24 protein-coding genes are annotated in these 26,557 nt (G+C 70.9%); 16 read left to right on the top strand and 8 right to left on the bottom strand.

Annotated features, from left to right (window positions below):
* Positions 1 to 130 precede the first annotated feature (130 nt).
* The 15 genes from ACFJIT_RS13510 (at position 131) to ACFJIT_RS13440 (ending at position 15,423) form a co-directional block, all read left to right on the top strand.
* The gene (locus ACFJIT_RS13510) at positions 131 to 2,062 is read left to right on the top strand and encodes a S8 family peptidase (RefSeq protein ID WP_379653887.1); all 1,932 of its coding nucleotides are present in this window, start codon (positions 131 to 133) and stop codon (positions 2,060 to 2,062) included.
* A 127-nt stretch (positions 2,063 to 2,189) separates the two neighbouring features.
* Positions 2,190 to 3,926 (top strand): type II secretion system ATPase GspE, encoded by a 1,737-nt coding sequence (gene gspE / locus ACFJIT_RS13505; RefSeq protein ID WP_379653886.1) that lies wholly within the window; start codon positions 2,190 to 2,192, stop codon positions 3,924 to 3,926.
* A gap of 96 nt (positions 3,927 to 4,022) precedes the next feature.
* Positions 4,023 to 5,240, top strand: a complete 1,218-nt coding sequence (locus ACFJIT_RS13500) for a type II secretion system F family protein (RefSeq protein ID WP_379653885.1) — start codon at positions 4,023 to 4,025, stop codon at positions 5,238 to 5,240.
* A gap of 49 nt (positions 5,241 to 5,289) precedes the next feature.
* A complete protein-coding gene (gspG, locus tag ACFJIT_RS13495; RefSeq protein WP_130523135.1) occupies positions 5,290 to 5,727 on the top strand; it encodes a type II secretion system major pseudopilin GspG in 438 nt (145 codons plus the stop codon).
* Between the two features lie 7 nt (positions 5,728 to 5,734).
* Entirely contained in the window at positions 5,735 to 6,226 is a 492-nt protein-coding gene (locus ACFJIT_RS13490; RefSeq protein ID WP_165402926.1) for a GspH/FimT family pseudopilin, read from the top strand.
* On the top strand, positions 6,223 to 6,636 hold the full coding sequence (locus tag ACFJIT_RS13485) for a prepilin-type N-terminal cleavage/methylation domain-containing protein (RefSeq protein ID WP_379653884.1): 414 nt from the start codon (positions 6,223 to 6,225) through the stop codon (positions 6,634 to 6,636). The genes ACFJIT_RS13490 and ACFJIT_RS13485 overlap by 4 nt, the downstream gene beginning before the upstream one ends.
* A complete protein-coding gene (locus ACFJIT_RS13480) occupies positions 6,633 to 7,298 on the top strand; it encodes a general secretion pathway protein GspJ (protein ID WP_130530661.1) in 666 nt (221 codons plus the stop codon). Before ACFJIT_RS13485 ends, ACFJIT_RS13480 begins: the two co-directional genes overlap by 4 nt.
* On the top strand, positions 7,295 to 8,167 hold the full coding sequence (locus ACFJIT_RS13475; RefSeq protein ID WP_130515362.1) for a general secretion pathway protein GspK: 873 nt from the start codon (positions 7,295 to 7,297) through the stop codon (positions 8,165 to 8,167). The genes ACFJIT_RS13480 and ACFJIT_RS13475 overlap by 4 nt, the downstream gene beginning before the upstream one ends.
* Entirely contained in the window at positions 8,164 to 9,303 is a 1,140-nt protein-coding gene (locus ACFJIT_RS13470; RefSeq protein ID WP_379653883.1) for a PilN domain-containing protein, read from the top strand. The genes ACFJIT_RS13475 and ACFJIT_RS13470 overlap by 4 nt, the downstream gene beginning before the upstream one ends.
* On the top strand, positions 9,287 to 9,922 hold the full coding sequence (gene gspM / locus ACFJIT_RS13465; protein ID WP_379653882.1) for a type II secretion system protein GspM: 636 nt from the start codon (positions 9,287 to 9,289) through the stop codon (positions 9,920 to 9,922). Before ACFJIT_RS13470 ends, gspM begins: the two co-directional genes overlap by 17 nt.
* Positions 9,912 to 10,730: a hypothetical protein gene (locus ACFJIT_RS13460; RefSeq protein ID WP_379653881.1), complete on the top strand. Its 819-nt coding sequence runs from the start codon at positions 9,912 to 9,914 to the stop codon at positions 10,728 to 10,730. The genes gspM and ACFJIT_RS13460 overlap by 11 nt, the downstream gene beginning before the upstream one ends.
* Positions 10,731 to 10,776: 46 nt before the next feature.
* A complete protein-coding gene (gene gspD / locus ACFJIT_RS13455; protein WP_379653880.1) occupies positions 10,777 to 13,002 on the top strand; it encodes a type II secretion system secretin GspD in 2,226 nt (741 codons plus the stop codon).
* Positions 12,999 to 13,844 carry a glycosyltransferase family 2 protein gene (locus ACFJIT_RS13450; RefSeq protein WP_379653879.1) on the top strand — a complete coding sequence of 282 codons (846 nt, stop codon included), beginning with the start codon at positions 12,999 to 13,001 and terminating at the stop codon, positions 13,842 to 13,844. The genes gspD and ACFJIT_RS13450 overlap by 4 nt, the downstream gene beginning before the upstream one ends.
* Entirely contained in the window at positions 13,828 to 14,682 is an 855-nt protein-coding gene (locus tag ACFJIT_RS13445) for a glycosyltransferase family 2 protein (protein ID WP_379653878.1), read from the top strand. The genes ACFJIT_RS13450 and ACFJIT_RS13445 overlap by 17 nt, the downstream gene beginning before the upstream one ends.
* Positions 14,683 to 14,814: 132 nt before the next feature.
* The gene (locus tag ACFJIT_RS13440) at positions 14,815 to 15,423 is read left to right on the top strand and encodes an outer membrane beta-barrel protein (RefSeq protein WP_379653877.1); all 609 of its coding nucleotides are present in this window, start codon (positions 14,815 to 14,817) and stop codon (positions 15,421 to 15,423) included.
* A 24-nt stretch (positions 15,424 to 15,447) separates the two neighbouring features.
* On the opposite strand, the gene ACFJIT_RS13435 is transcribed toward ACFJIT_RS13440, so the two are convergent.
* The 8 genes from ACFJIT_RS13435 to ACFJIT_RS13400 form a co-directional block, all read right to left on the bottom strand.
* Positions 15,448 to 16,998, bottom strand: a complete 1,551-nt coding sequence (locus ACFJIT_RS13435; protein WP_379653876.1) for a flippase — start codon at positions 16,996 to 16,998, stop codon at positions 15,448 to 15,450.
* Positions 16,995 to 18,110: a glycosyltransferase gene (locus ACFJIT_RS13430; protein ID WP_379653875.1), complete on the bottom strand. Its 1,116-nt coding sequence runs from the start codon at positions 18,108 to 18,110 to the stop codon at positions 16,995 to 16,997. Before ACFJIT_RS13430 ends, ACFJIT_RS13435 begins: the two co-directional genes overlap by 4 nt.
* The gene (locus ACFJIT_RS13425) at positions 18,107 to 18,931 is read right to left on the bottom strand and encodes a glycosyltransferase family 2 protein (protein ID WP_379653874.1); all 825 of its coding nucleotides are present in this window, start codon (positions 18,929 to 18,931) and stop codon (positions 18,107 to 18,109) included. The genes ACFJIT_RS13430 and ACFJIT_RS13425 overlap by 4 nt, the downstream gene beginning before the upstream one ends.
* Positions 18,918 to 19,697 (bottom strand): acyltransferase, encoded by a 780-nt coding sequence (locus ACFJIT_RS13420; protein ID WP_379653873.1) that lies wholly within the window; start codon positions 19,695 to 19,697, stop codon positions 18,918 to 18,920. Before ACFJIT_RS13420 ends, ACFJIT_RS13425 begins: the two co-directional genes overlap by 14 nt.
* Positions 19,694 to 19,876 (bottom strand): hypothetical protein, encoded by a 183-nt coding sequence (locus ACFJIT_RS13415; protein WP_130561237.1) that lies wholly within the window; start codon positions 19,874 to 19,876, stop codon positions 19,694 to 19,696. Before ACFJIT_RS13415 ends, ACFJIT_RS13420 begins: the two co-directional genes overlap by 4 nt.
* A 171-nt stretch (positions 19,877 to 20,047) precedes the next feature.
* Positions 20,048 to 22,216 carry a hypothetical protein gene (locus ACFJIT_RS13410; RefSeq protein ID WP_379653872.1) on the bottom strand — a complete coding sequence of 723 codons (2,169 nt, stop codon included), beginning with the start codon at positions 22,214 to 22,216 and terminating at the stop codon, positions 20,048 to 20,050.
* Entirely contained in the window at positions 22,213 to 23,583 is a 1,371-nt protein-coding gene (locus ACFJIT_RS13405; protein WP_379653871.1) for a hypothetical protein, read from the bottom strand. The genes ACFJIT_RS13410 and ACFJIT_RS13405 overlap by 4 nt, the downstream gene beginning before the upstream one ends.
* Before the next feature lie 137 nt (positions 23,584 to 23,720).
* The gene (locus tag ACFJIT_RS13400) at positions 23,721 to 24,902 is read right to left on the bottom strand and encodes a DUF1972 domain-containing protein (RefSeq protein ID WP_379653870.1); all 1,182 of its coding nucleotides are present in this window, start codon (positions 24,900 to 24,902) and stop codon (positions 23,721 to 23,723) included.
* Between the two features lie 446 nt (positions 24,903 to 25,348).
* Between ACFJIT_RS13400 and ACFJIT_RS13395 the strand changes: the two genes are divergently transcribed.
* The gene (locus ACFJIT_RS13395) at positions 25,349 to 26,557 is read left to right on the top strand and encodes an SLBB domain-containing protein (RefSeq protein ID WP_379653869.1); all 1,209 of its coding nucleotides are present in this window, start codon (positions 25,349 to 25,351) and stop codon (positions 26,555 to 26,557) included.

Raw genomic sequence — 26,557 nt, 5'->3', positions numbered from 1 at the left:
CGCCCTCGCGGCGGCCCGTGCAGGGATGGAACGCCGCCCGGCCCAGCCCGACGCGGCGCACATGCGTCATCGAACCCGGCCCGCCAGGCGCCGGGCTGACACTTTCACTTGCGCAAAGGGACGACCAGCAATGACCAGCACACCTCGCGGCATCCTCCTTCCGGCCCTCGTGCTCGCGCTCGCCGCCAGCACGGCCAGCCACGCGGCCACGCCGACGCAGACCACGCGCCTGCCCACGGCGGGCGCGGAGAGCGAGCAGAAGATCGGCCGCTTCATCATCACCTACCGCGACGGCAGCACCGCCACCGCGTCCAGCGCGACCGGCGCCGCCGCGCGCGCCACCACCGCGCTGTCGCGCGCCGGCCTGAGCGCGCCGGGCCGCATCGCCACTGCCAGCCATCTGCGCCGGCTCGCCACCGGTGCCGAACTGGTCAAGACCTCGCGCAAGCTCGACCGCGTCGAGGCCGAGGCCTTCATGCGCCAGCTCGCCGCGGACCCGGCCGTGCTGCGCGTGCAGCCGGACCTGCTGCGTCGCCCGGTGCGCGACATCCGCGCCCCGGCCGCGGCCGAGCCGGCCACCTTCACCCCCAGCGACACCTACTACGCCAAGTACCAGTGGCATCTGAAGGCGCCCGACGGCACCGCCACCCAGGGCGGCAACGCCAACAACGGCGGCGCCAACGTCAACAACGCCTGGGACCTGGCCGACGGCAACGGCATCGTCATCGCCGTGCTCGACACCGGCATCACCCGCCACGTCGACCTGAACACCGAACTGGCCGGCGACGGCTACGACTTCATCACCGACAAGCTGATCTCCGGCCGCGACGCCGACGGTCGCGCGCCCGGCGGCTGGGACACCGGCGACTGGACCACCGAGGAGCCATGGCTGAGCGCGTGCACCAACGCCGACAACCCGCCCGAGGACAGCACCTGGCACGGCACCCACGTGGCCGGCACCGCCGGCGCCGAGCTCACCAACAACGCCGCCGGCATGGCCGGTGTGGCCTACAACGCGAAGATCCTGCCGGTGCGCGTGCTGGGCCACTGCGGCGGTTACGACAGCGACATCGCCGACGCGATCATCTGGGCCGCCGGCGGCAGCGTGGACGGCGTGCCGGCCAACACCCATCCGGCCCAGGTCATCAATCTGAGCCTGGGCGGCAGCGGCGTGTGCACGGCCAGCGATGTCACCGGCCAGGCCGTGGCCCAGGCCAACGCGCTGGGCGCCACGGTGGTGGTCTCGGCCGGTAACAGCAACGCCGATGCGGCGGGCTATTCGCCGGCCAGCTGCCCGGGTGTGATCACCGTGGCTTCCACCGGCATCACCAGCCGCCGCGCCTACTACTCCAACTACGGCACCAGCGTGGAGATCGCCGCGCCCGGCGGCGGCGTGTATCCCAACGACGGCACCTCCGGCACGCCGACCAATGACGGCTTCGTCTGGCAGGCGCTGAACTCGGGCACCACCACGCCGGTGGGCAACGACAGCGACTACGGCGGCTACGCCGGCACCTCGCAGGCCGCCCCGCACGTCAGCGGCGTGGTGGCGCTGGTGCAGGGCGCGCGTCTGGACGCGGGCCTGCCGCTGCTCACGCCCACGGAGGTGGTCGATCTGCTGCAGCGCACCGCCCATGCGCCGGCGGTGGCCCCGGTCGCCAACCGGCCCATCGGCGCGGGCATCGTCGATGCCGCCGCCGCGGTGAAGGAAGCCATCGCCACGCCGTGCGATCCGCAGACCGAGACCTGCGGCCCGCAGGCCACGCCGCTGACCAACAAGGTCGGCGTCACCGTCTCGGGCACCGCCGGCAGCGAGACGCTGTACAGCTTCGAGGCCGTGGCCGGCAAGACGCTGTCGTTCATCACCTTGGGGGGAACTGGCAACCTGTCGCTGTACGCCAGCTTCGACAAGGCGCCGACCAGCAGCGACTTCGACGCCAAGTCCACCCGCGCCGGCAACAACGAGACCGTGCGCTTCACCGCGCCCAAGGCCGGCACGTACTACCTCAAGGTGGTGGGCACCGGCGCCTATGCGGGCGCCACGCTGTCGGCGCGGCAGTAAGGCCGGGCACCGCGCCGGGCCCGGCCCCGGCGCGGCGTCGCCTGCGCAGGCGCGGTGCGCCGCGCCCCTGCCGCCGCGTCGCGGGCCGCTGTTAGAGTTGCGCCCCTACGCTGCGCAAGGGTCGTACGTGAACGCTGTCCCCGTCACCGCTCTGGAACCCCGCCTGTCCCCCTCGGCCGACGAACGCGTGGTCGCGGCCCTGCTGTCCAAGGGCAAGCTGAAGGAGGCCGACCTGGGTCGCGCGCGGCGCCTGCAGGAGGAGACCGGCGGCCACGTGCTGGCCCTGCTGCTGCGCCTGGGCCTGGTGTCCGAGCGCGACCATGCCGAGACCAGCGCCGAGGTGCTGGGCCTGACGCTGCTGTCGGCCAAGCAGCTGCCGGACGTCCCGCCCGAACTGCCCGAGGACGTGGCGCTGTCGCTGCGCTTCCTCAAGCAGTTCCACGTCTGCCCGCTGGGCGAGGCCGACGGCGCGCTGGCGCTGTGGGTCGCCGACCCGTGCGATCCCTATGCCGTGGATGCGGTGCAGATGGCCATCGGCGGACCGGTGCGTGCGGTGGTCGGGCTGCGTTCGGAGATCGACGACACCATCGAGCGCTGGCACGGCCAGGGCCGCAGCGCGATGGGCGCCATCGTCGAGACCGCCGACGGCGAGGCCAGCGGCGAGCTGGACGATGTCGAACACCTGCGCGACCTGGCCTCCGAGGCGCCGGTGATCCGCCTGGTCAACCTGGTGATCCAGCGCGCGGTCGAACTGCGCGCCTCGGACATCCACATCGAGCCGTTCGAGAACCGCCTGAAGGTGCGCTACCGCGTCGATGGCGTGCTGGAGGAGGGCGAGAGCCCGCCGGCCAACCTCACCGCCGCGGTGATCAGCCGCATCAAGATCATGGCCCGGCTCAACATCGCCGAGCGGCGTCTGCCGCAGGACGGGCGCATCCAGCTGCGCGTGCAGGGCAAGGAGCTGGATCTGCGCGTGTCCACCGTGCCGACCGCGCACGGCGAGAGCGTGGTGATGCGCCTGCTGGACCGCGAGACGGTGGTGTTCGACTTCCAGCGGCTGGGCTTCACCGAGGACTTCCTGCCGCAGTTCCTGCGCGTGCTGCAGCAGCCGCACGGCATCCTGCTGGTGACCGGCCCGACCGGTTCGGGCAAGACCACCACGCTGTACACCGCGCTGAGCCAGCTCAACACCGAAGACGTCAAGATCATCACGGTCGAGGACCCGGTCGAGTACCAGATCGAAGGCATCAACCAGATCCAGGCCAAGCCGCAGATCGGCCTGGACTTCGCCAGCGCGCTGCGCAGCATCGTGCGCCAGGACCCGGACATCATCATGATCGGCGAAATGCGCGACCTGGAAACCGCGCGCATCGCCATCCAGTCCGCGCTCACCGGTCACCTGGTGCTGTCCACGCTGCATACCAACAACGCCGCCGGCGGCATCACCCGCATGCTCGACATGGGCGTGGAGGACTACCTGCTGACCTCCACGGTCAACGGCATCCTGGCCCAGCGCCTGGTGCGCCGGCTCGAGCCGCAGCATGCCGAAGCGTATCCGGCCACGCCCGAGGAGATCGCCCGCTTCAACCTGCGCCGCTACCAACCTGATGGCGAGATCTTGCTGTACCGCCCGCGCGCTTCGGCCATCGCCCGGACCGGCTACCTGGGCCGCACCACCATCACCGAGTTCCTGGTGATGGACGACGCCCTGCGCGCGGCGGTGATGCGCCACGCCGGCATGGGCGAACTGGAGACCCTGGCCCGCAACGCCGGCATGCGCAGCATGTACGAGGACGGCATCGCCAAGGCCCTGGCCGGCATGACCACCATCGAGGAAGTCCTGCGGGTGACCGAGGATGCGTGAGGCCGCGCGGGTGCTTCCGGACCATGGCGGCGCTTCCATCATTCCCGCGTTCGCGGGAATGACGGCTGACGATTGCGTCTTTCCGAGCTTTGCCTGATGCCCCTGTATCGCTACAAGGCGCTCAACGCGCGCGGCGAGGTGCTGGAGGCGCAGATGGAGGCGGCCAGCGAGGCCGAGGTGGTGGCGCGGCTGCAGGAGCAGGGCCATCTGCCGATGGAGGCGCGGCTGGCGTCCGAGGGCGGCGGGCTGGGGTCGTTCAAGCTGCTGCTGCAGCCCAATGCCTTCAGCGGACAGCGGCTGGTGCTGTTCACCCAGCAGCTGGCGACGTTGCTGAGCGCCGGGCAGCCGCTGGACCGGGCGCTGACGATCCTGCTGGAGCTGCCGGACGAGGACAAGGCGCGCCACACCGTGGCCGACATCCGCGAGGCGGTGCGCGGCGGTGCGCCGCTGTCCACCGCGCTGGAGCGCCAGCACGGCACGTTCTCGCGCCTGTACATCAACATGGTGCGCGCCGGCGAGGCCGGCGGCACGCTGCACGACACGCTGCAGCGCCTGGCCGATTACCTGGAGCGCAGTCGCGCGCTCAAGGGCCGGGTGATCAATGCGCTGATCTATCCGGCCATCCTGATGGTGGTGGTCGGGCTGGCGATGCTGTTCCTGCTGGGCTATGTGGTGCCGCAGTTCTCGCAGATGTACGAGAGCCTGGACGTCACCCTGCCGTGGTTCACCCGCATCGTGCTGGCGGTGGGGCAGTTCGTCGCAGGCTGGTGGCTGGCCTTCATCGTGCTGCCGGCGCTGGCGCTGCTGTGGATCGACCGCAAGCGGCGCGATACCGCCTTCCGCGATCGCTTCGATGGCTGGATCCTGCAGCGCAAGCTGATCGGCCCGCTGATCGCGCGGCTGGAAACCGCGCGCCTGGCGCGCACGCTGGGCACGCTGCTGCGCAACGGCGTGCCGCTGCTGGGCGCGCTGGGCATCGCGCGCAACGTGTTGGGCAACCGCGCGCTGGCCGCCGATGTGGAAGGCGCCGCCAATGCGGTCAAGAACGGCCGCGCGCTGTCCACCGCGCTGGGCGCGGGCAAGCGCTTCCCGCGCCTTGCGCTGCAGATGATGCAGGTGGGCGAGGAGTCCGGCGCGCTGGACGCGATGCTGCTCAAGACCGCCGATACCTTCGAGGCACAGACGGCGCAGGCGCTGGACCGCATGCTGGCCGCGCTGGTGCCGGCGGTGACCCTGGTGCTGGCCGCGGTGGTGGGCGCGGTCATCATCGCCGTGCTGGTGCCGCTGTACGATCTGGCCGGTGCGATCAACTGACCCGCACGCTGCTTTCCCCGACTTCGCAATACGGAATGGAAGACCTCTCATGCGCAACGCACGCTCCCTGACGCCTCCGCCCGCCCGCAGCGCCCAGGCCGGCTTCACCCTGATGGAAATCATCGTGGTGGTGATCCTGATCGGCGGCATCGTCGCCTTCGCCGCCAGTCGCATCCTGGGCAACGCCGACCGGGCCAAGGTCAACCTGGCCAGGGCGCAGGTGCAGACCGTGGCCGAGAAGGTGCAGCAGTTCGAGATGGACACCGGCCACCTGCCGGGCTCACTGTCGGATCTGGTGGCCGCGCCGGCCGGCACCGCCGGCTGGCTGGGGCCGTACGCCAAGGAGAGCGAGCTGAAGGATCCCTGGAACCACCCCTACCAGTATTCGGTGCCGGGCCAGCAGGGCCCGTTCGACCTGGTCAGCCTGGGCAAGGATGGCCAGCCCGGCGGCGACAGCGTCAACGCCGATATCGCCTACTCGCCCTGAGCGGTCCATGCGCGGCCGCGCCCGCCCCGGCAAGGGCCGCGTCCGGCGCCGGCCGGCGGGCTTCACGCTGATCGAAGTGCTGGTGGTGATCGCGCTGATCGCCCTGATCGGCACGCTGACCGCCGTGGCCATGAGCGGCGGCCTGCAGGGCCTGCGCCTGCGCGGGGCGACGCGTGAGGTGGCCGCGCAGCTGCGCTTCACCCGCGCCCAGGCCATCGCCACCGGCCAGCCGCAGCGCTTCACCATCGATCCGGCCGCGCATCGCTACAGCGCGCCGGGCAAGCGCGAAGGCCGCCTGCCTGAACAGCTGGGCGTGCGCTTCTACGGCGCGCGCCAGGCCGCCGCGCAGCCGGGGCAGGGCGCGATCGTGTTCTATCCCGATGGCGCCTCCACCGGCGGCCAGCTCGAACTGGTCGCAGGCCAGGCCACGCGCCGGCTCAGCGTGGCCTGGCTGACCGGCGAGGTGCGCGTGGATGGACAGGCAGGAGGCGCGCCATGAGGCGCCAGCGCGGCTTCACGCTGATCGAGGTGGTGGTCGCCTTCGGCCTGCTGGCGCTGGCCTTGACCCTGCTGCTGGGCGCACTGACCGGCGCCTCGCGGCAGATCCAGCGCGCCAACCTGGCCGGGCGCGCGGCGCTGCATGCGCAGAGCCTGCTGGCCCAGGTCGGCGCGGGCGCGCCGCTGCAGCCGGGCGAACAGGACGGCGCGCTGGACGATGGCCGCTATCACTGGCGCCTGGAGGTCGCGCCCTGGAGCGATCCGGGCCGGCCCGCCGACGGCCTGATCGACCCGGCCGCCACGCGCCTGCTCGAAGTGCGCCTGACCGTGCGCTGGGGCGAGGGCGAAAACGAGGCGCTGCAATGGCGCAGCCTGCGCCTGGCCGCGGCGCAAGGCACGCCGGGCACATGAGGCGCACGCTCCGCGCCCCGGCCGCGCCGCGCCGCGCCGCCGGCTTCACCCTGCTGGAGATCCTGCTGGCCACGCTGCTGCTGGCCGCTGGCCTGGCGGTGGGCTTCGCCACGCTGCGCGCGGCCACCGGCCTGGTCCATCGCGGCGAGGCCACCGCGGCGCGCAACGAGCGCATCCGCGCGGTGCAGGGCTTCCTGCGCAGCCACCTGGCCTCGGCCCAGGCCATCGCCTTCGCGCGCGATCCCGAGCGCGGCCTGGCCTACCGCTTCGCCGGCACCGGCACGCGCATGCGCTTCGTCGCCGACCTGCCCGACTATCTGGGGCGCGGTGGGCCATACCTGCACGACGTGTCCGCCACCGAAGACGGCAGCCGCCTGCAGGTCGACCTGAAGATGGTCCAGGCCGGCCAGACCATCGACGAGCCGGGCACGCCGCGCCCGCCGGAGCTGCTGGCCGACCGGCTCAAGTCGGTGCGCTTCCGCTACCGCGGCCTGCTGCCGGACAACGGCGGGCTGGGCCCGTGGCAGGACGGCTGGACCCAGGTCGAGGCGCTGCCGGTGCAGGTGTCCATCGAGATCGTGCCGGCCGACGGACCGCGCTGGCCGGACATGGTCGTCACCTTGGCCCAGGGCAGCGGCAGCACCCACGAGGTCACGCCGTGAGCCGCGTCCGTCCGCCGCGTTCGCCTGCCGCCCAGCGCGGCGTGGCCCTGCTGCTGGTGGTGTGGCTGATCGCGCTGCTGACCGCGCTGATCGGCGCCTTCGCCCTCGCCGCGCGGGTGGAGGCGCTGCAGGGGCGCGTCACGGCGGAGGGCAGCGTGGCCCGCGAAGTCGCCCGTGCCGGCCTGGAGTACGCCATGCAGCGCGTGGACGACCAGGACCCGCGCAGCCGCTGGATTCCGGATGGGCGGCCCTACCGCTGGCGCTACGCCGGCAGCCAGGTGCTGGTGCGCATCACCGACGAGAGCGGCAAGGTCGATCTCAACCAGGTCGACGCCCAGACCCTGGCCAGCGTGCTCGTCGCCACCGGCGTCGAGCAGGCCCGCGCCCAGCAGTTGGCCGGCGCGGTGGTGGACTGGCGCGATGCCGATTCGCTGCGCCAGCCGGTCGGCGGCGCCGAGGACGGGGACTACGCCGAGGCCGGCCTGCCCTACGGCGCCAAGGACGCGCCGTTCGAGACCGTGGCCGAGGTCGAGCAGGTGCTGGGCTGGACGCCCGAGGTCTATGCGCGGATCAAGCCCTACCTGACCCTCTACGGCCGCGCCCAGCCCGACCCGACCTATGCCCAGGGCCCGGTGCTGACCGCACTGGGGCTGGATCCGGGCCTGATCCAGCAGCAGCGCGAGGCGGCGCAGCAGGTGGGCGCGCCGCAGGTCGGGCGCGGCACCGGCACGTATAGTATCGAGAGTCGTGCACAGCTCCCCGATGGCCGCCAGGCGGTCCTGCGGGCGGTGCTGCGCACGGGCGGTGGCCCTACGCCAGGGGCCGTGTACACCACGCTGCGCTGGGAGGAAGGTTGGGAACCCCGATGACGACACCACGCGCAGCCACCCCGGTGCTGCCGGCCCTGGGTCGCTCCGTCGGCGCCGCCAGCGGCTTCCTCACCTGGTGGCGCGATGCGCTGGCCAGCTGGCTGCCGCCGCGCTGGCGTCGCCTGTTCGGCCTGGCCGCCGAGCGCCTGCTGCTGGTCCCGCGCGATGGCCAGGCGCAGCTGCTGCGCGCCGGGCTGGACGGGTCGGAGGCGCTGGCTGAGCTGCCCCTGCCGCTGTCCTCGGCCGAACTGGATGCCGTGCTCCATCCGCGCGTGGCCGGGCTGCCGCGCTGGGGCCTGCTGCCGGCCGTGCGCGTGCTGCGCCGGCCGCTGCTGCTGCCGGCCGCGGCGGCCGAGCGGCTGCGCGAGGTGGTGGGTTTCGAGATCGACCGGCAGACCCCGTTCACCGCCGAATCGGTGTACTACGACGCGCGCATCGTCGCCCGCCGCGGCGACGGCCAGATCGAGGCCGAGCTGGTGGTGGTGCGTCGCCAGGCCGTGGACCGCGCGCTGGAGGAGCTGGGCTCGGTCGCCACCGGCCTGGCCGGCCTGGACGTGGCCGACGAGGCCGGCCAGCCGCTGGGCGTGAACCTGCTGCCGCCGGCGCTGCGCGTGCGCCGGGCCAGCCCGGCGCGACGCTGGAACCTGATCGCCGCGCTGGCCGCGGTGGTGTTCGTCGTCCTGGCCGGCTGGCAGGTGCTGGCCAACCGCCAGGCCGCCGCCGACGACTTCACCGCCCAGGTCGAACGCAGCGCCGCGCAGGCGCGCGGCGTGGCCGCGCAGCGCCAGCAGCTGGTGGACCTGGTCGAAGGCGCCGGCTTCCTGCAGCGCCAGCGCGCCGCGCGCCCGACCACCATCGAGATCCTCGACGAGCTCACCCGCCGCCTGCCCGACAACACCTACCTGGAGAAGGTCTCCATCGAGGGCGACCGGCTGCTGCTGATCGGCCTGAGCTCGGAGGCGCCGGGCCTGGTCAAGCAGCTGGAAGGCTCGGCGCTGTGGACCTCGCCGGCGCTGACCGGCGCCCTGCAGCAGGACCGCCGCACGCGGCTGGACCGCTTCAGCATGACCGCCCAGCTGGCCGGCGCCACGCCGCCATCGTCCGCCGCCAGGAGGCCCAATGTGCGCCAGGAGTGAACGCCAGGACCGCTGGCTGGCCCTGGGGCTGCTGTTGGCCGCGCTGGCGCTGGCCTATCTGGTGCTGGTGCATCCGTGGTGGACCGTGCCGATGCGCGCGCTCGATGCGCGCATCGACGCGGCGCGCGAGCGCGAGCTGCGCGTGCGCACCCAGCTGGCCCAGCGCCCGCTGGTCGCCCGCCAGCTCGCCGCCGCGCAGGCCGCGCTGGGCAACCGCCCCGGCTTCCTGGCCGAACCCACCGCCGAGCTGGCCACCGCCGCGCTGACCCAGCGCCTGGAGACGGTCGTGGCCCAGGCCAGCCCGGGTAACCGCAGCTGCGCGATCACCAACCGCTCGCCGGTCCCGCAGCAGGGCACCGAGCGCTTCACCCGGGTCACCGTCCAGGTCACCCTGCGCTGCGGCGTGGACCAGACCGCCGCGGTGCTGCACGCGCTGGAATCGGGCAGCCCACGCCTGTTCGTGGACAACCTCAACATCCTGGCGCAGACCTTCAACCTGCGCGCGCCCGGCACGGAGGACCAGAACGCCGGGCTCAACGTCAGCTTCGACCTGTACGGCTACCTCAAGCCGGCCGCGCAAGCCGCGGCGCCTGTGGCGGGAGGTGTGCGTGCGCAGTGACACCCTGGGTGCGCGCACCTGGCTGCTGCTGGTGATCGCCGGCTGGGCGCTGCTGGCCTGGGTGCTGGCGCTGGCCGGAATGGGCCGGGCGATCGCGCCGCTGGCCGACGATCCGGCGCTGGTGCAGCGCCTGCCCGCGCTGCCGCCGCAGGCGCCCGAGCGCCTGGGGCCGGCCGACCAGTACGCGGCCATCGGTCAGCGCCCGGTGTTCGCGCCGGACCGGCAGACGCATCCCTTCTTCCTCGAGGGGCAGGGCGAGGCGGCCGCCAAGACCAGCTTCGACTACGTGCTGACCAGCGTGCTGATCACCCCGACGGTGCGGCTGGCGATCCTGCAGAAGCCCGGCGACGGCGGCCCGGCCTCGGCGGTGCGAGTCCGGGTGGGCGAGGCGCCGGCCGAGGCGCCGGCCTGGCACCTGACCGAGCTGGCGCCGCGGCAGGCGGTGTTCGACGGCCCCGAAGGCCAGCGCACGCTGGCCCTGCGCGTGTTCGACGGCCAGGGCGGGCAGCCGCCGACGGCGCTGTCCTCCGGCGGCCGGCCGCCGCCGGCCGGCATGCAGGCCGGGCAGGCGCCACGCAGCTCGCCGGTGCCACCGCCGCCGACAGCGCCCACGCAGGCGCAGAACCAGACCCGCAACGCCGCCCAGGCCGGCGCCAGCGCCAATGCCGCGGCCGGCAGCCCGGCCCAGCAGGCGCCGGCCGAAACGCCGGTCACCCCCGAACAGCAGATGCAGGCCATCCGCGAACGCATCGAAGCCCGCCGCCGCCAGCTGCGCGAGCAGGGCGCCGGCGCGCCGACCGGCAACTAGCGCCTTGCCCCTGTCCATCGCATCGAACGATCCATAGAGTGCAGACATGACGTCACGCTTCGTCCTCCCGCTCAGTCTCCTGCTCGGCCTGCTGGCCGGCTGCGCCACCGCGCCGGTGCCGAACGTGCAGCGCCAGGGCAACCTGGCCAACCCGGGCGCGACCGCGGGCGCGGCGCAGACCTCGCCCATGACCTCGCCCGAGGAGCCGCAGACCGGTCCGCAGGCGCAGATCCGGCGCGGCACCGGCCAGGTGATCAACCGCAGCGCCGCCGCCGCGCCGCCGCCGGCGCTGCGCGGGGCCACCGGCGGCGGGGCGATGTTCAACTTCGAGGGCGAGTCGCTGCAGGCGGTGGTCAAGGCGATCCTGGGCGACATGCTGGGGCAGAACTACGTGATCGCGCCCGGCGTGCAGGGCACGGTGACCCTGGCCACGCCGCATGCGGTGTCCCCGGCGCAGGCGCTGTCGCTGCTGGAGCAGGTGCTGGGCTGGAACAACGCGCGCATGGTCTATGCCGACGGCCGCTACAACATCGTCCCGGCCGACCAGGCGCTGGCCGGCACCGTGGCGCCACGCTCGGGCGATGCGGGCAACGCGCGCGGCTACGAGGTGCGCGTGGTGCCGCTGCGCTTCATCGCGGCCAACGAGATGAAGAAGATCCTGGAGCCGTATGCGCGGCCCAACGCGGTCATCGCCACCGACCCGACCCGCAACCTGATCACCCTGAGCGGCTCGCGCACCGAGCTGGAGAACTACCTGCGCACGGTGCAGATCTTCGACGTGGACTGGCTCTCGGGCATGTCGGTGGGCGTGTTCCCGCTGGAGACCGGCCAGGCGAGCAAGGTCGTGGCCGATCTGGAGAAGGTGTTCGGCGAGAACAGCAAGACGCCCAGCGCCGGCATGTTCCGCTTCATGCCGCTGGAGGGCGCCAATGCGGTGATGGTGATCACCCCGCAGGCGGCGTATCTGGATCAGATCCGCGACTGGCTCGAACGCATCGACAACGCCGGCGACACCCCGCGCCTGTTCTCCTACGAGCTCAAGTACATCAAGGCGCGCGACCTGGCCCAGCGCCTGTCCGAAGTCTTCGGCGGCGGAAGCGGGCGCGGCGGCGGTTCCACCAGCTCGCTGGCGCCGGGCGCGATCGGCACCTCGCTGACCTCCAGCGGCATGGACGGCAGCGGCAGCACGCTGCAGTTCGGCGGCAACCAGGACGGCAGCCGCAGCGATGATGGATCCAGCGGCCTGGGCAGCAGTTCGGGACTGGGCAGCAGCGGTGGACGCAGCGGCTCGGGTTCGGGCGATGTCTCGCTCAATGCGCGCCAGGAAGGCAACGGCAACGTCACCCTGGAAGTGGAGGGCAGCAAGGTCGGCGTGGCCGCGGTGGAAGAGACCAACTCGCTGCTGGTGCGCGCCAACGGCAACGCCTGGCGTTCGATCAAGGACGTGATCGAGAAGCTGGACGTGATGCCGATGCAGGTGCATATCGAGGCGCAGGTGGCCGAGGTGGCGCTGACCGGCAAGCTCTCCTACGGCGTCAACTGGTATTTCGAGCAGCAGGGCCTGCAGCCCGATCCGGGCAGCCTGGTGGGCGAGGGCATCTGGGGGCGCAGCATCACCAACACGACGGGCTTGACCTGGACCTTCCTCGGCAACAACGCCGCGGCGGTGCTGAGCGCGCTGGACAAGGTCACCAACCTGCGCCTGCTGCAGACCCCGTCGGTGTTCGTGCGCAACAACGCCCAGGCCGAGCTGAAGGTCGGCGAGCAGATCCCGGTCAACTCCTACTCGGTCAACACCGGGTTGAACTCTCAGACCTACAGCCAGGTGCAGTACCTGGACACCGGCGTGATCCTCAAGGTCCGTCCGCGCGTGACCAAGGACGGCACGGTGTTCATGGAGATCGCCCAGGAGGTCAGTTCGCCCGGCGCCTCGCCCACCGGCTGCGATCCCAGCGTTAGCGCCTGCAACGTGCCGATCAACACCCGCTTCGTGAAGACCGAGGCGGCGGTGCAGAGCGGGCAGACCATCATGCTGGCCGGCCTGATCACCGATTCGGTCACCAATGGTTCTTCCGGCGTGCCCTTCCTGAGCCGCCTGCCGGTGGTGGGCGCTCTGTTCGGGCAGAAGAGCCAGGACACCAACCGCAGCGAAGTCATCGTCCTGATCACCCCGACCATCGTGCGCAATCCGGCCGAAGCGCGGAACCTCACCGACGAATACAGCCAGAAGTTCCGCGCCATGGAACCGCTGCACCCGCCGAAGGGCAAGTGAGCCCGCACGACGCCGCACCCCTGCCGATCGTGCTGCTGCCGGTCGGCGTGGACGACCAGGCGCTCGACGCTTGCCTGGGCGCGCTGGAGGACGGCACGCCCGCGGGCACGCAGGTCTGGCTGGCCGACAACGCCCAGGCCGGTCCGCGTGGGCTGGCGCTGATCGAGCGCTGGCTGGCGCGCACGCGGCTGAAGGCCGACTACACCCGCCGCCCGTATCCGCTCGGCGAGGTCGCGCACCTGGACGAGATGCTGCGCGCCTGCGCCGGGCTGGACGTGGTGGTGCTCTCGCCCGACGCCCAGCCGCTGCCGGGCTGGTTGAACCAGCTGGCCGCCTGCCTGGCCGGCGATGCCTCCATCGCCACCGCCACGCCGTGGTGCAACGCCGGCGAGGCGGCCGCCTGGCCGCGCGTGGGCGAGATCGCCCCGCCGCCGACCGATCCGCAGCGCACCGCGCGCGCCTGCGCCGCCCTGCCGGCGACCTATCCGGAACTGCCGGCCGCGGTCAGCCATGCCGTGGCCCTGCGCGGCCGCGCGCGTGCGCGCGCCGGCGGGCTGGACCTGGACAGCTATCGCAGCTGGTATGCCGCCCTGATCGACTTGTCGCTGCGCCTGTCCGGGCTGGGCTGGCGCAACGTGCTGTGCGAGACGGCCTTCGTCGCGCGCGGCGGCGAGGGCGGCCCGGACGAGGGCGACATGGACGCGCTGGCCGGGCGCTGGCCCGACTGGAATCCGCGCGTGGCCCGCTTCCTGATGGACGATCCGCTGCGCGCCCTGCGCGAGCGCCTGGAGGCCTGCTACGCGCAGGCGGGATCCACGGAACAACGTGAACTCTTCGGCTGACGCCGGCGGCATCGCCGCCATCGTGGTGACCCACCGCAGCGCCTCCACCATCGAGGCCTGCCTGACGCGCCTGCGCGCGGCGCGCGATGTCGTGCAGATCCGCGTGGCCGACAACGCCTCCGACGACGGCACGCTGGAGATCGTCCAGCGCCACGCCGCGCGCGATCCGCGCGTGCACTTCATCGGCAACCCCGACAACCCCGGCTTCTCGGTCGGCTGCAATCAGGGCGCGCGCGATTCGGACGCGCCCTGGCTGGCCTTCGTCAATCCCGATCTGATGGTCGAGGCCGACACGCTAGTGCGCCTGCGCGCCCATGCGCAGGCGCTGGGCAACGCGCTGCTCGGCGCCGACCTGGTCGGCGAAGACGGCGTGCGCGACGCCGCCGCGCGCCGGCGCGACCCGGACTTCGCGCAGATGCTGCGCAGTCCCACGCGCGGCGCACAGCTGGGCGTGCCGATGGACGCCCAGCAGGCGGTGCAGCCGGTGCAGGCCATCTCCGGCGCGCTGATGCTGATGCCACGCACGCTGTTCGACGCGCTGGGCGGCCTGGACGAGGGCTATCGCCTGCATGCCGAGGACCTGGATCTATGCCGGCGCGCGCGCGAGGCCGGCGCCACGGTGGCGGTGGCCAACGATGTGCAGGTGCTGCACGTGCGCGGCGTGTCCAGCCGCTCGCGGCCGCTGTTCGTCGAGTGGCACAAGCATCGCGGGCTGTGGCGCTATTTTCGCCGCTTCGAGGCCCCGCGGCGCTCGTGGCCGGTGCGGGTGGCGGTGTGGGCCATGATCGCCGGGCACGCGCTGCTCCGCCTGGTGCTGGCGGCCCGACCCAGCCGCTAGCGCGCGCCGCGTGATGGGCCCCGCCGGCGCGTGCGTGCCGGCTTCGCGAGCCCGCCTGCGCGGTCATCGAAATGGCGGGATGCGCCCTGCAAACGGCGAGAGCTCGGCCGCGCGCCTGACTAATGTCGACGCTTGGCTCCCCACGGCCAGGCTGGCGTCGACTCGGCGCGCCTGGCGCCGGCGGGGCTCGCCGACCATCTCACTGGGGACATGATGAAGACCAAACTGCTCTGCGCCGTCGTGGCGGCGTGTGGATACGGGCTGCCGGCGACGGCGCTCAAGGCGCAAACCTCCGATCGGGACTGGTATGCCGGCGCCAAGCTGGCCTACGTGCACAACGACGCCTTTCGCACCGATCGCGCCGGTGTGGCGGGCGAGGCGCTGGTCGGCACCACCGCGGGTGCGCACTGGAACCTGGAGGCCAGCGTGCAGCTGGCCGACCTGGACGCGAAGGACGACATGGCGGTGGTGGCCGCCGACGCGCTGTACTTCTTCGATCGCGACGCGAAGATCGCGCCCTATGTGACGGCTGGCCTGGGCTATGCCTACGAGGGTGGGCTGCCGCGCGAGGCCAGCCGAGGTGGGGTGATGATGCGCGCGGGGTTGGGCATCGAGACGGCGCTCGGCCAGCGGTTCCGGTTGCGTATCGAGGCGCGCTACCAGCGCCATGAAAGCTCCGGCTCGCGTGCGAGTCTGACCGACCCGATGCTGTCGGTCGGCGTGGTGACGCCGTTTCGCTGATCCCGGCGTGCCTGGCCCAGGGCGCTAGCGGCCCTGGGCGCGCGGGCCGCGCAGCAGCCTGCGCGGCCGCGCGCAGGCCTGCTGCAGCTGGCCGAGGAGGCGGCCGCGTTCCTGCGCATCGAGCTGCCAGCGCCAGAAGGCAGCTGCGGCGATCGCGATCAGCGCGAGCACGGCGACGGCGCGAAGCAGCGGCTGGCCCGCGGGCAGCAGCAAAGGAGTCATCGCCGATGCCAGGGTGGCCAGGGCCAGGACGGCGCAGCGCCGCAGACAGGGGCCGGTGATGCCGGCCATGCGCCGGCTCATCCACCCGAGCAACGCCGCATCGAGCACCATGCGCAGGCTCCACGCCAGGGCCGCGCCGACGATGCCCCATTGCCGCGTCAGCGCGATCAGCGCCACGACGTAGAGCGGCAGTTCGATCATGTGCAGCCGGGCCGTGACATCGGCGCGGCCGTGGGCCTGGATGGCGTTGAAGGCGACCTTGGAGAAACCGTTCACCAGCAGGCCGAGCGCCAGCACCTGCATCACCACGCTGCTGCGCAGGGCGAAGTCGGGCCCGAGCCACAGGCCGAGGAAGGGTTCGGCCAGAGCCACGATCAGCACGACCGGCACGAAGAGCCCGGCCGCGATCATCCGCGCACCGAGCGAGAACAGGCGATCCGGTTCGGCCTGGCTGGCGGCGAACCGGTTGGCCATCAGCGGAAACAGCACGCCGAACAGGCCCTCAGACACCACGTTGAGCTTGAACACCACCTCGTAGGGCGAGGTGTAGTAGGCCACGGCCGAGGTCCCGAGCAGGGCGCCGATGAAGAAGCGGTCCATGTAGACCATCAGCGGCGAGATCACGTTGGACACGGTCATCCAGCCGCCGAAGTGGAGCAACTCGCGCCAGGAGGCATCGCCGTCGTGCGCGCGCGCCAGGCGGCCCACTTCGCGCGCGGTGGCGATCGCATAGGCCAGCAGGGCGATGTAGCGCCCCAGCACCAGGGTGGCCACGACCCAGTCCAGCCGATCGGTGAAGGGCAGCACGCACAGCGGACCGCCGAAGGTCCACAGCCCGACCGGGGTGCGGATCGCATTGGTCACCCCGAAGCGATGATGCGCCTCCAGCACCCCGCGCAGTCCTGTGGACAGCACGACCGCGGGCACCGATGCGGCCAGCAGCAGGAAGGCGTTGCGCGTCTCGCCGCGCAAGGCCTCCGGCACCCGCAGCAGATCGGTCATCCAGGGCGAGGCGACCGCCAGCAGCACGCCGCCCAGCACGCCGAGCAGGCTCATCAGCGACAGTCCGGAGGTCACGACCTGCGCGACCTGGTCGGCGCGGCCACGGCCGAGCCGCTCGGCCACCAGCCGCGTCATCGCCCGGCCCAGGCCCAGATCGAACAGGCTGAAATACCCCACCACCATCCAGGCGATGGTCAGCAGGCCGAAACGATCCACGCCGATGTGGTGCACCAGCATCGGCACGGCGACGGCGGCCAGCACCAGCGGGATCACCTGGCCGCCGATGTTGTAGGACAGGTGGCGCGCGAAGCGATGCCCCGATGCCTGGTCCGGCGTCGTCGAGGCGGTCATGACGCCGCCGCGGGCGCGTACGGCAGCACCGCATCGCCGATCGCCTGGCGGTAGCCTTCCACCGTGAAACGCTGCTGGTAGCCGCGACGCGCGGCGAGCGCCATGTCCTGGTAGGCCTGGGCATCCAGCGCGAGCGCGCGTTCGACCGCCGTCGCCAGCGCCTGCGCGTTGCCGGGCGCGAACAGAAAGCCGTTGACGCCGTCGGCGACGATCTCCTGCAGGCCGCCACCGGCCGAGGCGATGACCGGCCGGCCGATCGAGAACGCCTCGATGGCGACGCGTCCGAAGGGCTCGGGCAGCAGCGAGGGAATCAGGACGAAGTCGGCCCATTCGAAATGCGGGCCCGGCTGGCGCACGAAGCCGATCCGTTCGACCGGGAAGCGGCAGTCGGCGGCGGTCTGATCCAGCGCGGTGAGCAAGGGCTCGTAGCCCGGGAAGACGTCGCCGACGATGCGCAGCTCGATCTGCGGCGCCGACGCCAGTCGCGCCAGCGCCTCCAGGGCGAACTGCTGGCCCTTCCAGGTGTTGATGCGGCCGATGATGGCGATCCGCCAGCGCCGATGCGCACCCGGCACGGTGGGGGGCGCGTCGGAGATCGGCGCCACGCCGTTGTGGATGACCCGCCCGGGCAGCCCGAACGCCAGCGCGGTGGCGTAGGAGTTGTAGATCACCTGCGCGCGCGAGAGGCGCAGCAGCGTGCGGAACAGCACCAGCGCGGCTGCGCCAGGGATCTCGCGCACATGGACATAGCCGCCGGCGCAGACGCGCAGCGCCAGGATCGCGGACACGCAGACGGTGGTGTTGACGTAGCAGAGATCGTGTTCGGCCGCTAACGCCCGGTAGCGCCGCCATGCCGCCACGATGCCCGCCAGGCTCTTCAACGGATGCCGCTTGAGCTCGATCTTGCGCAGGATGCCGCGCGGTTCGAAGCGGCATGCATCGGCCCAGGGCTCCAGCAGCGACTGCAGCGGGCCCGGCTCGGGGAGCACGACCTCGATGCGCGCCTGCGGATGACGCTCGCGCAGCGCCTGGACCGCGGCGGCGAAGCTGCGGTCCGAGCCATACAGTTCGCTGCCCTGATGGATCGCCAGGATGCGAGGCGCACGGCTCATCGATAGACCTCGGCAAGGATGGAACGCGCGCCGCGGCGCCGCCCCGGTCCGCTGACCAGGCGCAGGACCGTCCAGGCGATATAGAGGTGCACGCCCAGCCGTTCCAGCCGGTTGCGGTCGAACACGTGCCGCCACGAGCGCATGAGCCAGATCTTGCGCTGCACGTAGTGCTCGGGGTCGCGCCTGTCGCGCAGCGCGGAGTCGTGGTCGAGCGTCCCACGGTGCACGTAGGCCCGGCCGCCGCGCAGGTTCAGCTCGCGGCACAGGCGGGTATCGATGCCGTAGAAGCGCAAGCGCTCGTCGAACGGGACCGGCCCCAGCGACCACAGGAACCGTTGCGAGATGCACAGCCCGCTCATCATCGCGGTGAAGCAGCGCGGCAGCAGGGTGCCCGGTGTCACCCCGGGCAGGGGCGCGCCCTTGATCCAGCGCAGCCGGCACGGGCTGATCACGCGACCCTGATGGGCGATCCGCGGCACGTACATGTCGGCCGGGACGGCGCGCATGGCGGCGCACAGCGCGTCCAGGAAGTCCGGTTCGAAGCGCGAGTCCTGGTCGAACACCAGCACATACGGCGAAGCGGCGTGCAGGAGCATCGCGTTGTAAGCCACCGAGAGCGGCGCGTTGTGACCGTTCCAGGAATAGCGCCAGTCCGGCGCCAGGATGACGGCCTGGGCATCCGCTTCGGGCGAGTTGTCCCAGAGCTGCACACGCAGCTGGAGCTGCGTGCAGGCGGTCGTCGCGCGCAACAGGCTCTGCACGGTTTCCGATTCGGCGATCTTGCGCCGGTAGAGCACCACGAATACGTCAATGCTGATCATGAGGGCCTCCCTGGCGCAGGCGCAGCACACGCGCCGGGACGCCGGCGGCGATGGCGAAGGCGGGGATGTCACGGGTCACCACACTGCCGGCGGCGATGACGCAGCCCGGTCCGATCGTGACGCCGGCCAGCACGGTCACCTTGGCCCCGATCCAGCAGCCTTCGCCGATCTGGATGGGCGCGCGGGTCGTGCCTTGCACACGGATCGGAACGGACAGGTCGGCGTGGTTGTGGTTCTCCGAATGCGCACTGAAGTACTGCCCGATGATGGTGTCCTCGCCGATGGAGACACCGCCAGACCCGCCGATGCTCGAGTACTCGCCGATCCCGCACCGCCGGCCGATCCGGATGTGGGTGCCAGGGCGCGCGATATCGGTGCCCGTGACCAGCCTGGAGTAGGCGCCGATGCTCGATCGTTCGCCGAGGACAAGACCGTCACTGCCCAGTCCGCTGAGGATGACGCCATCGCCGATGGCCGCATGGCGGCCGATGACGATCCTGCGCACGAAGCGCAGGCGCACCGAGCGCCCGACGAAGCATGGAGAGATCCGCCGGTGCGTCGCCGCCAGCAGCAGGCCACGGCAGGCATGCACCCCTTGCTCAAGACCATGCCGGAACAGGTCGCGTCCGTCGATGCCGGGGGCGATCCGCTTGCCCGGTCGTACGCGCGCCAATGCCTGCTCCAGCAGGCGGCGCATCAGCGCGGAGAGCACGTTGCCGGTCGCGGCCAGCGGCCCGCGCGATGGCGGTTGTGTCCGCGCACTCATGCGGCGACGTCGAAACGGCGCGCGTCGTGTCCGAGCTCGGCGAGGCACGCGGCGGTGACCAGGCCGGGGGAGCCCGCGCCTATGACCGTGATGTTCATGAAGGAGGCCAACTGCGACGGATGGGTGGGGCGCTGCGCCGGTGCAGGCGTCGGTATGGCGCGCAGCGGCGAGAGGAACATTGTGGCCGCCGACCCGCGCACCGAGTCCGCCGATGGCGGCAGGGGACCGGATGATTGCCGGGCCTAACCTGATGTGTGCGCAGGACAGAGGTGCTCGCAGGACGCGGCGACGCGCGTGGCGGTCTCGCTCAGGTCCATGCTTGCGACGCAAGACCTGTCGCGGCGCGCCCCTCAGGGGGCGACGATCTCGAAACTGGCGGCGAACGGCTGGCCGCTGCCGTTGACCGAAAACGTCACATGCGCGCCGTCGCTGACCTGGTCGAGCCGCGCGACGCGATGGCCGGAAACGTCCAGCGCGTAGATCGATGGGTTCGGCTGCCGCATGGCGAGCGTGACCGTGGCGGCGATCCTCTCCATCCAGATCGGTCCATCGACGACCTTGAGGCTCGAGGAATCGGTGGCGCCATCCGGCGACTGGATCGTCCACCAGTCGTTGATCATGTCCACGCGCTCCAGGCGTTGCCGGTGCTGCGCGTTCATGCCCATCGTGGAGCCGGGCAGCGTGAGCAGCAGGTGTCTCGAATCGGCCAGCGGTCTGTCGTCCAGGCTGGTGAGGAAGGCGGTGGCGAAACCGCGGGACGGGGCCAGCAGTGAGAGCTCCAGCATGCCCGATGCTGCGCTCTGGCCCGGCGGGAGGTAACCGGAGATGCCTGCGGCATGAGCGGAGCCGAACAGGATCCGTTTGCCCGCCGGATCGTGGACGAGGTACGAGGTGGAGCTCTCGCCCTGCGTGGCGGAGACGCCGGCCTGTGCGGCGTCCGCGATCTCCAGCCGCCGTCCGGCGGCCGTGTCCGTCGCCAGGTCCATGGATTGATGCAGGTAGGCCGACAGCTTGCCGGAGACGTTGGCCAGCGCCGCATCGATCCTGTCGTCGAAGCGCATGGACACGACGGTCTCGGGCAGCGCCAGTCCCGCGTGCCCCTCGAGGAAGTAACGCGCGCATTGCGAGAACTGCAGCAGTTTGGTCCAGTCGCCCTTGAGGCTGAAGCTGGAAGGCGTGGCCTGATCGAGATCCTGGTCGTAGGCGTACGTGTACAGGATCAGGCCGTCCCAGTCCTGGCCGAGCGCGAACTGCGTGACGACGGGCAGCAGGTCCGATCCCTGCTCATTGGGCCACGGCTGATTGAACTCGCTGACCACGAACGGCTTCCCCTGCTGGCGGGCATAGGCCACGTTGAGCAGCGTGTCCTCGAAGGCGTCCCCGAGCCAGCTGTTGGAGATCCTCCAGTTGGTCCAGTCCCACTGGCGCTGCGGGAACCAGTAATGGTCCACGTAGAAGTGCGCATCGAGGAAGCTCGCCGACGCATTGACGTCGAGGTTGGCGAAGCCCCCGTGCTTCCAGCGTCCGGAGTGGATCACCTGGGTGCCCGAGACCGGCATGCGTTCGCCGACGGCCGTACGCACGGCGGCGACCATCCGCGCGATGTAGTCGCGATCCAGCGCAACGAAGAACTCGGCCGCGGCGCGCGCGATCGCGGGCGACTGACCGGAGCGCAGCATGGGCAGCGGCTCGTCCCCGAGTCCATGCGTGTCCCGGTAGGCCTCCCATCTGCGCTCCAACTGGTCGCGGAAGCGGCCCTTGACCAGCGTCGGCAGGCGATCTTCCTGCCAGGTGTCGATCAGCGTGGACTCGTTGCTGATCTCGATCATCGCGATGCCCGGCATCTGTGCCGCATCCAGCGCCTGGGCCAGGTTGGCGAGATAACGCTCCTGCCACCGGATCATGTCTTCGTCGAAGATCTGCAGCGGCTTGCTCTGCGGCGGAATCTCATCGTCGGCCTGCAGCTTGGGAAACGTGTGGTTGGCGTGCAGGTTCAGATCGACGTAGATGCCGTGACGCGACAGGGTCACGATGAGCGTCTTCAGCGCCTGCGCGGCCTGCGGGTCGAGATCCGGATGCTGCGCATCGGCCAGGACGCCCACCGGGTAGCGGTCGCCCTGGCGGGCGGGCTGGTCGATGGCATGCAGGCGAACCAGATTGACGCCCAGCGTCTCCAGGCGCTGGGCCAACCGCTCGGCCGCCTCGCTCGAGGGAAAATTCGCCGACAGGGCGAGGTTGACGCCGAAGAAGCGGACACGGCGGTCATCGTCGGTGTCGGCAAGCAGATCGCTCCCCAGCGCATGGAAGTGGCCATCCCGGACGAAGATCCGGTCCGCCGGGCCCAGCGGGGCGCGCGGGGTCGAGCCGGAGGCCGGCAAGCCGACCGCGGGGGCGTCGAGCGGATCGACCGGAAGCTGCACGTACGCGATGTCATGCGGGGGAGCGCTGAAGCTCGTGCAGGCGATCCAGATGCAGAGCACCAGGGCCGCGCACGTGGTGGGCAGCAGTCGCCGCCTCATGCGGGCGATGCCATCGGGTGCTGCGCCTGCTCCGGCGCGGGCTCCGGCTTTTCGAGCATTCGGAACCACACCAGGAACATGAAGATCTGGACGACGTAGAGATGCGAAAGCCCGGTCGAATAATGGAATCCGAACACGTAGAGCTGCGCGATGCTCAGGCTGATGGTCCCCAACGCCATCGTGTAGGCAGCGCGGTCGGCGGCCAGGCCCGACTGTGGACCTGAGCCCAGCCTTCGCAGCGCCTTGGTGACCGGTGAGAACATCAGCCACACGTAGCCGACCGAGGCGACGCCGAAGACCATCAGCACCGAGATGTACCAGGAGTCCTTGTAGGTCTCGCCGTTGTTGGTGATGGCGCCAAGCCCGTAGCCCTGCGGCCTGAACTGTGCGGGGACCGAGGCGTACTGCGCGAGTCGGCCGACCGAGGACGCGTCCAGGTCCGTCTTGGCCACCACGATCATGGCGAAGGAGAACAGCAACATGGCCACCGGCATCGCGGCCAGCTTGGCGAAGGACCTGATGCGGTAGACGTGGAGCTGCAGGGCGCAGAGCAGCGCCAGGGCCAGCATGACCCAGCCGATCCGCACGCTGGCCACGACTTCTCCGGCCAGCAGCAGCGCGATGACCAGCAGCAGGCGCAGGCGGCGATCGAAGCCGCGCGTGTTGGGGATCGAGAGAACCGCGTAGGCGATGACCATCGCATTGAACAGGCTGTATTCGATGGCCGAGATGAAGAACCCTGTCGCCCGCAGTGAATCGTCCCGCATGAACTGATACTGGAGCATGCGCGACTCGGTCTCGATGCTCTCCTTCGAGCGGGCGACGAACTCGTAGTACCAGAGCTTGGTGAAGTCGCCGGTGAAGCTCAGGTACTCGTAGAGCGAAAAGACCGCCATCACGCAGGCCAGCGCGATCAGCAGGTTGATCGCCCTGCGTGCCGAGATGCGCCGCGGCAGGTCGGAAGCGGCGATGAGCAACGCCAGCAGCAGTGGGACGAAATAGCGCCGCCATTGCTGGATGCCGTCGCCCAGGCCGCTGCGCATCAGGCCGATGGCCAGGCCCAGCGCCGACAGCACGCAGATGACGGCCGCGATCCTGAAGACCCGCACCGAGATCACGCCGAAGCCCGTGCTGCGCCGCTGCATCATGTTGTACAGCAGCAGTCCGCCGATGAAGTACTCCTTCCAGGCCTTGGAGATCAGCAGCAGCGTCGGCGGCATCACCTTGTCCAGGGGGACGAAGATCAGGTCGTTGGTGGCGACCAGCAGCAGCGTGGCATAGAGGAAGTACTGGCGCTTGCTGGTGAACAGCATGCACACGCATCCGGCATAGCAGGACAGGAAGAGGATCGTCAGCAGGCTGTTCATCTCGGCTGCACCTTCGCATCGCTTGCGCCGCCGTGTGCGCGTGCGATGGACCCGTTCCGGTTCCTGTTCAATCGGATCGGCCTTGCGTGCGATCGCCGACGCCTGAGGCGAGCGACTGTCGCCTCACCGCGCATTGCTCAGACCGTCCGCGGCAGTGCATTGGCGGAGGCGGTGGCTTCACGCTTCCCGCCCGGGCGCTGTCCGGCGTGGAGCTGGTACTCGAGCAACGCCTCGTACTGGGCCAGCACGAACGGCCAACGGAACTCGCGATCGAAACGCTGGCGGCTGGCCTGGCGCAGCGCTTCGATCGCCTGCGGATCGGCCAGCAGCGCCGACAGATGCATGTCGCAGTCGATCACCGAGTGGAAGTAGCGCGCGCCGTCCTGGGCGACCCAGCGGTTGAAGGGATTGTCGTGGGCGATGACCGCGTTGCCCGCGCCCAGCGCTTCCACCAGGGAAGGATTCGTGCCGCCCACCGTGTGGCCGTGCACGTAGAACAGCGCGTGTCGCCGCAGCGCGCGCAGCATGGCGGGGTCGTAGATCGCACCGGGGAAGTCCACCTCCGGACTGGCGGCGTCCAGCACCTGGCGGTGATAGGCATTGCCCTGCGGTTCGTAGCGCCCCAGGACCACCAGGCGCGCGTCGCGGCGGCGGCGCGAGAAGGCGCTGACGATCTCCAGCAGCGAGTTCTCCGGCTCGGGCCGCGCGATGACCACGCCGTATCGGGCTCCCTTGAGTCCCAACGGCTCCAGGGCCTCGTCGCCGATGTCTTCGATCAGGTCGGCGCCGTAGGGAATCATGGCGATCTTGTCCGCCCGCACGCGGGTCGCCAGATGCTGCGCGATCTCCGGGTGGTCGGCGATCAGATGATGTCCGGCCCAGCAGCCGATGCGCTCATTGGCCCAGAGCCACAGGCGCTCGTGCGTGCGCCACTTGCGCCGCTTCCATTCCAGACCGTCCATGTTGATCACGTTGGTCACGCCGCACCAGCGCAGCCAGGTCGAGAACAGGGCCGTGTTGTAACCCAGCGTGAGCACCAGCGGCGCACGGGCCCGCGCGGCATGGCGGATGGAACGCCAGTCGAAGGCCATGGTGCCGCGCGCGCCACTGGCCTTGACGCCGATGGTGACCCGGTGCACGCCCTGCCACTGGTCCTCGATCACCGGCTGCTTCTGTTCCGGGCCCGCCTGGCAGTACACCGTGACGCGCCAGCCGCGCTGCACCAGGTGCAGGGCCAGCCGTTCGGCGAAGGTCTCGAAACCGCCATGCATGGCCGGAATGCCACGCGTCCCCAGGATCGAGATCTGACGATGGGGCATGGCTTGTTCCTTCCGTAGGCACATCGCAGCGACGGCATTCATCATGCGCAGCGCACGGCAGGCCGATTCGGCCGAATTGGGCGCCATTTCCGTCAAGCCCCGGGCGCCCGATGGCGGCCCTTGCCCAGGGAATGTCCGAAAGCGGCATCGCCACCCTTCCAGCATGTCGGCTCGTCCATGAGCGGGCCGATGCAGGGTCCGCGCATCCTGACCGGCTCCGATCGCCGTTCCTGATGTCCAGTGCCAAGCTGTGGAGAAGACCCCTTGCGCTGCGATGACCTGACCGGGGCATCGCAGCGCTTTTTTCTCGCGCAGGTGGCGACGCGTCGGTTCCCGTGCGGCGTGCCGCTCGCGCGCCACGGGGATCTTCGCGGGACTGGTCATGGCGATCATGGCTGCCGGCTGTGCTTGCCGCGCAGGGGGTTGGATCTGGTCAGGAATCGCGCATGCGTTTTGCTCTGCTGTGTCGTCGGCTGCGGCGTCGTAAGTTCAATCTCCGCCTGCTCTTGCTGCTGCTGGTCGTCGCGGGCGTGCCGCTGTCCGGCTGCGCCATGCTGCCCGCATCGCGCTTTCCGGCGCCGCTGGAGCGCGCGGATGAAGCCTCGGAGCTGGTCCAGAACGGCATCCACTTCAGCCTGCAGCGGATCGAGCCGGGCATGCCGGCACAGCCAGAATCGCCTGCGCACGCGCCGGTGTCCGAGGCGCCTGACGCCGACGGCGCGCCGCAGGACTATGTGGTGCAGGCCGGCGACACCCTGCGGGTCATCGTCTGGGACCATCCCGAACTGAACAATCCCGGCCTGGGCGCGCTGACCTCGGCGACGGGCAACGCCGGCGTACCCGGTGCGGAGACCTTGCGCATGGGCGGGGCCAGTTCGCTGGACGCGCAGGCACGCCGCGTCCAGCCCGACGGCACGCTGTATTTCCCGTACGTGGGCACGGTCAAGGTCGCAGGACTCGACGTGCCGCGCATCCGCACGCTGCTGACGCGTCGCCTGAGCGCGGTCATCCCCGCTCCGCAGCTGGACGTGGCGGTAGTGGGCTTCCGTAGCCAGCGCGTGTATGTGGCCGGCGCCGTGCGCACGCCCGGCGCGCAGCCGCTGACCGACGTGCCGATCACGGTCGCCGATGCGCTGGCGGCCGCCGGCGGCTATGTGGAAGGGGCCGACCTGCAGTCGGTCAGCCTCAATCGCGGCGGCAAGACCCGCACGCTGGATCTGTACGCCTTCTTCTTCCAGGGCGACCTGACCCAGAATCCGCGCCTGCGCAGCGGCGATGTCCTGAATCTGCCGCCGCGCCGGGACAAGAAGGTCTTCGTCCTGGGCGAGGTCGCCAAGCCGGGCTCGCAGGTCATGCCGCTGGGGCCGATGAGCCTGTCCGAAGCGCTGGCCGATGCGGGCGGACTGAATCCGGTCTCCGCCAATGCCGCGCAGATCTATGTGTTTCGCGCGGGCGACCAGCCCCAGCAGGTCAAGGTCTACCAGCTCGATGCGATGAATCCCGGGCTGCTGGTCCTGGGCGATCGTTTCGTGCTGCGTCCGCGCGACATCGTGTTCGTCGATCCCGCCAACCTGACCCGCTTCTCGCGTGTGGTCTCCCAGATCCTGCCGCTGGCCAGCTCGCTCTACATGACCAGCGCGGCGGCCAATCGCTGA

The sequence above is a fragment of the Pseudoxanthomonas sp. UC19_8 genome, assembly GCF_042700505.1.
In the GTDB taxonomy this organism is placed as follows: domain Bacteria; phylum Pseudomonadota; class Gammaproteobacteria; order Xanthomonadales; family Xanthomonadaceae; genus Pseudoxanthomonas_A; species Pseudoxanthomonas_A winnipegensis.
Note: the sequence above shows the minus strand (reverse complement) of the source record. Positions and strands in the feature narration are given on the sequence as shown.

Bases quoted from the DNA above. Each gene is read 5' to 3' on its own strand.
- ACFJIT_RS13435 (WP_379653876.1), bottom strand. From the start codon at position 16,998: ATGACCGCCTCGACGACGCCGGACCAGGCATCGGGGCATCGCTTCGCG.
- ACFJIT_RS13470 (WP_379653883.1), top strand. From the start codon at position 8,164: ATGACGACACCACGCGCAGCCACCCCGGTGCTGCCGGCCCTGGGTCGC.
- ACFJIT_RS13480 (WP_130530661.1), top strand. From the start codon at position 6,633: ATGAGGCGCACGCTCCGCGCCCCGGCCGCGCCGCGCCGCGCCGCCGGC.
- gspG (WP_130523135.1), top strand. From the start codon at position 5,290: ATGCGCAACGCACGCTCCCTGACGCCTCCGCCCGCCCGCAGCGCCCAG.
- ACFJIT_RS13420 (WP_379653873.1), bottom strand. From the start codon at position 19,697: ATGAGTGCGCGGACACAACCGCCATCGCGCGGGCCGCTGGCCGCGACC.
- ACFJIT_RS13510 (WP_379653887.1), top strand. From the start codon at position 131: ATGACCAGCACACCTCGCGGCATCCTCCTTCCGGCCCTCGTGCTCGCG.
- ACFJIT_RS13415 (WP_130561237.1), bottom strand. From the start codon at position 19,876: ATGTTCCTCTCGCCGCTGCGCGCCATACCGACGCCTGCACCGGCGCAG.
- ACFJIT_RS13500 (WP_379653885.1), top strand. From the start codon at position 4,023: ATGCCCCTGTATCGCTACAAGGCGCTCAACGCGCGCGGCGAGGTGCTG.
- ACFJIT_RS13430 (WP_379653875.1), bottom strand. From the start codon at position 18,110: ATGAGCCGTGCGCCTCGCATCCTGGCGATCCATCAGGGCAGCGAACTG.
- ACFJIT_RS13425 (WP_379653874.1), bottom strand. From the start codon at position 18,931: ATGATCAGCATTGACGTATTCGTGGTGCTCTACCGGCGCAAGATCGCC.
- ACFJIT_RS13490 (WP_165402926.1), top strand. From the start codon at position 5,735: ATGCGCGGCCGCGCCCGCCCCGGCAAGGGCCGCGTCCGGCGCCGGCCG.
- ACFJIT_RS13410 (WP_379653872.1), bottom strand. From the start codon at position 22,216: ATGAGGCGGCGACTGCTGCCCACCACGTGCGCGGCCCTGGTGCTCTGC.
- gspM (WP_379653882.1), top strand. From the start codon at position 9,287: ATGTGCGCCAGGAGTGAACGCCAGGACCGCTGGCTGGCCCTGGGGCTG.
- ACFJIT_RS13405 (WP_379653871.1), bottom strand. From the start codon at position 23,583: ATGAACAGCCTGCTGACGATCCTCTTCCTGTCCTGCTATGCCGGATGC.
- ACFJIT_RS13395 (WP_379653869.1), top strand. From the start codon at position 25,349: ATGCGTTTTGCTCTGCTGTGTCGTCGGCTGCGGCGTCGTAAGTTCAAT.
- ACFJIT_RS13485 (WP_379653884.1), top strand. From the start codon at position 6,223: ATGAGGCGCCAGCGCGGCTTCACGCTGATCGAGGTGGTGGTCGCCTTC.
- ACFJIT_RS13400 (WP_379653870.1), bottom strand. From the start codon at position 24,902: ATGCCCCATCGTCAGATCTCGATCCTGGGGACGCGTGGCATTCCGGCC.
- gspD (WP_379653880.1), top strand. From the start codon at position 10,777: ATGACGTCACGCTTCGTCCTCCCGCTCAGTCTCCTGCTCGGCCTGCTG.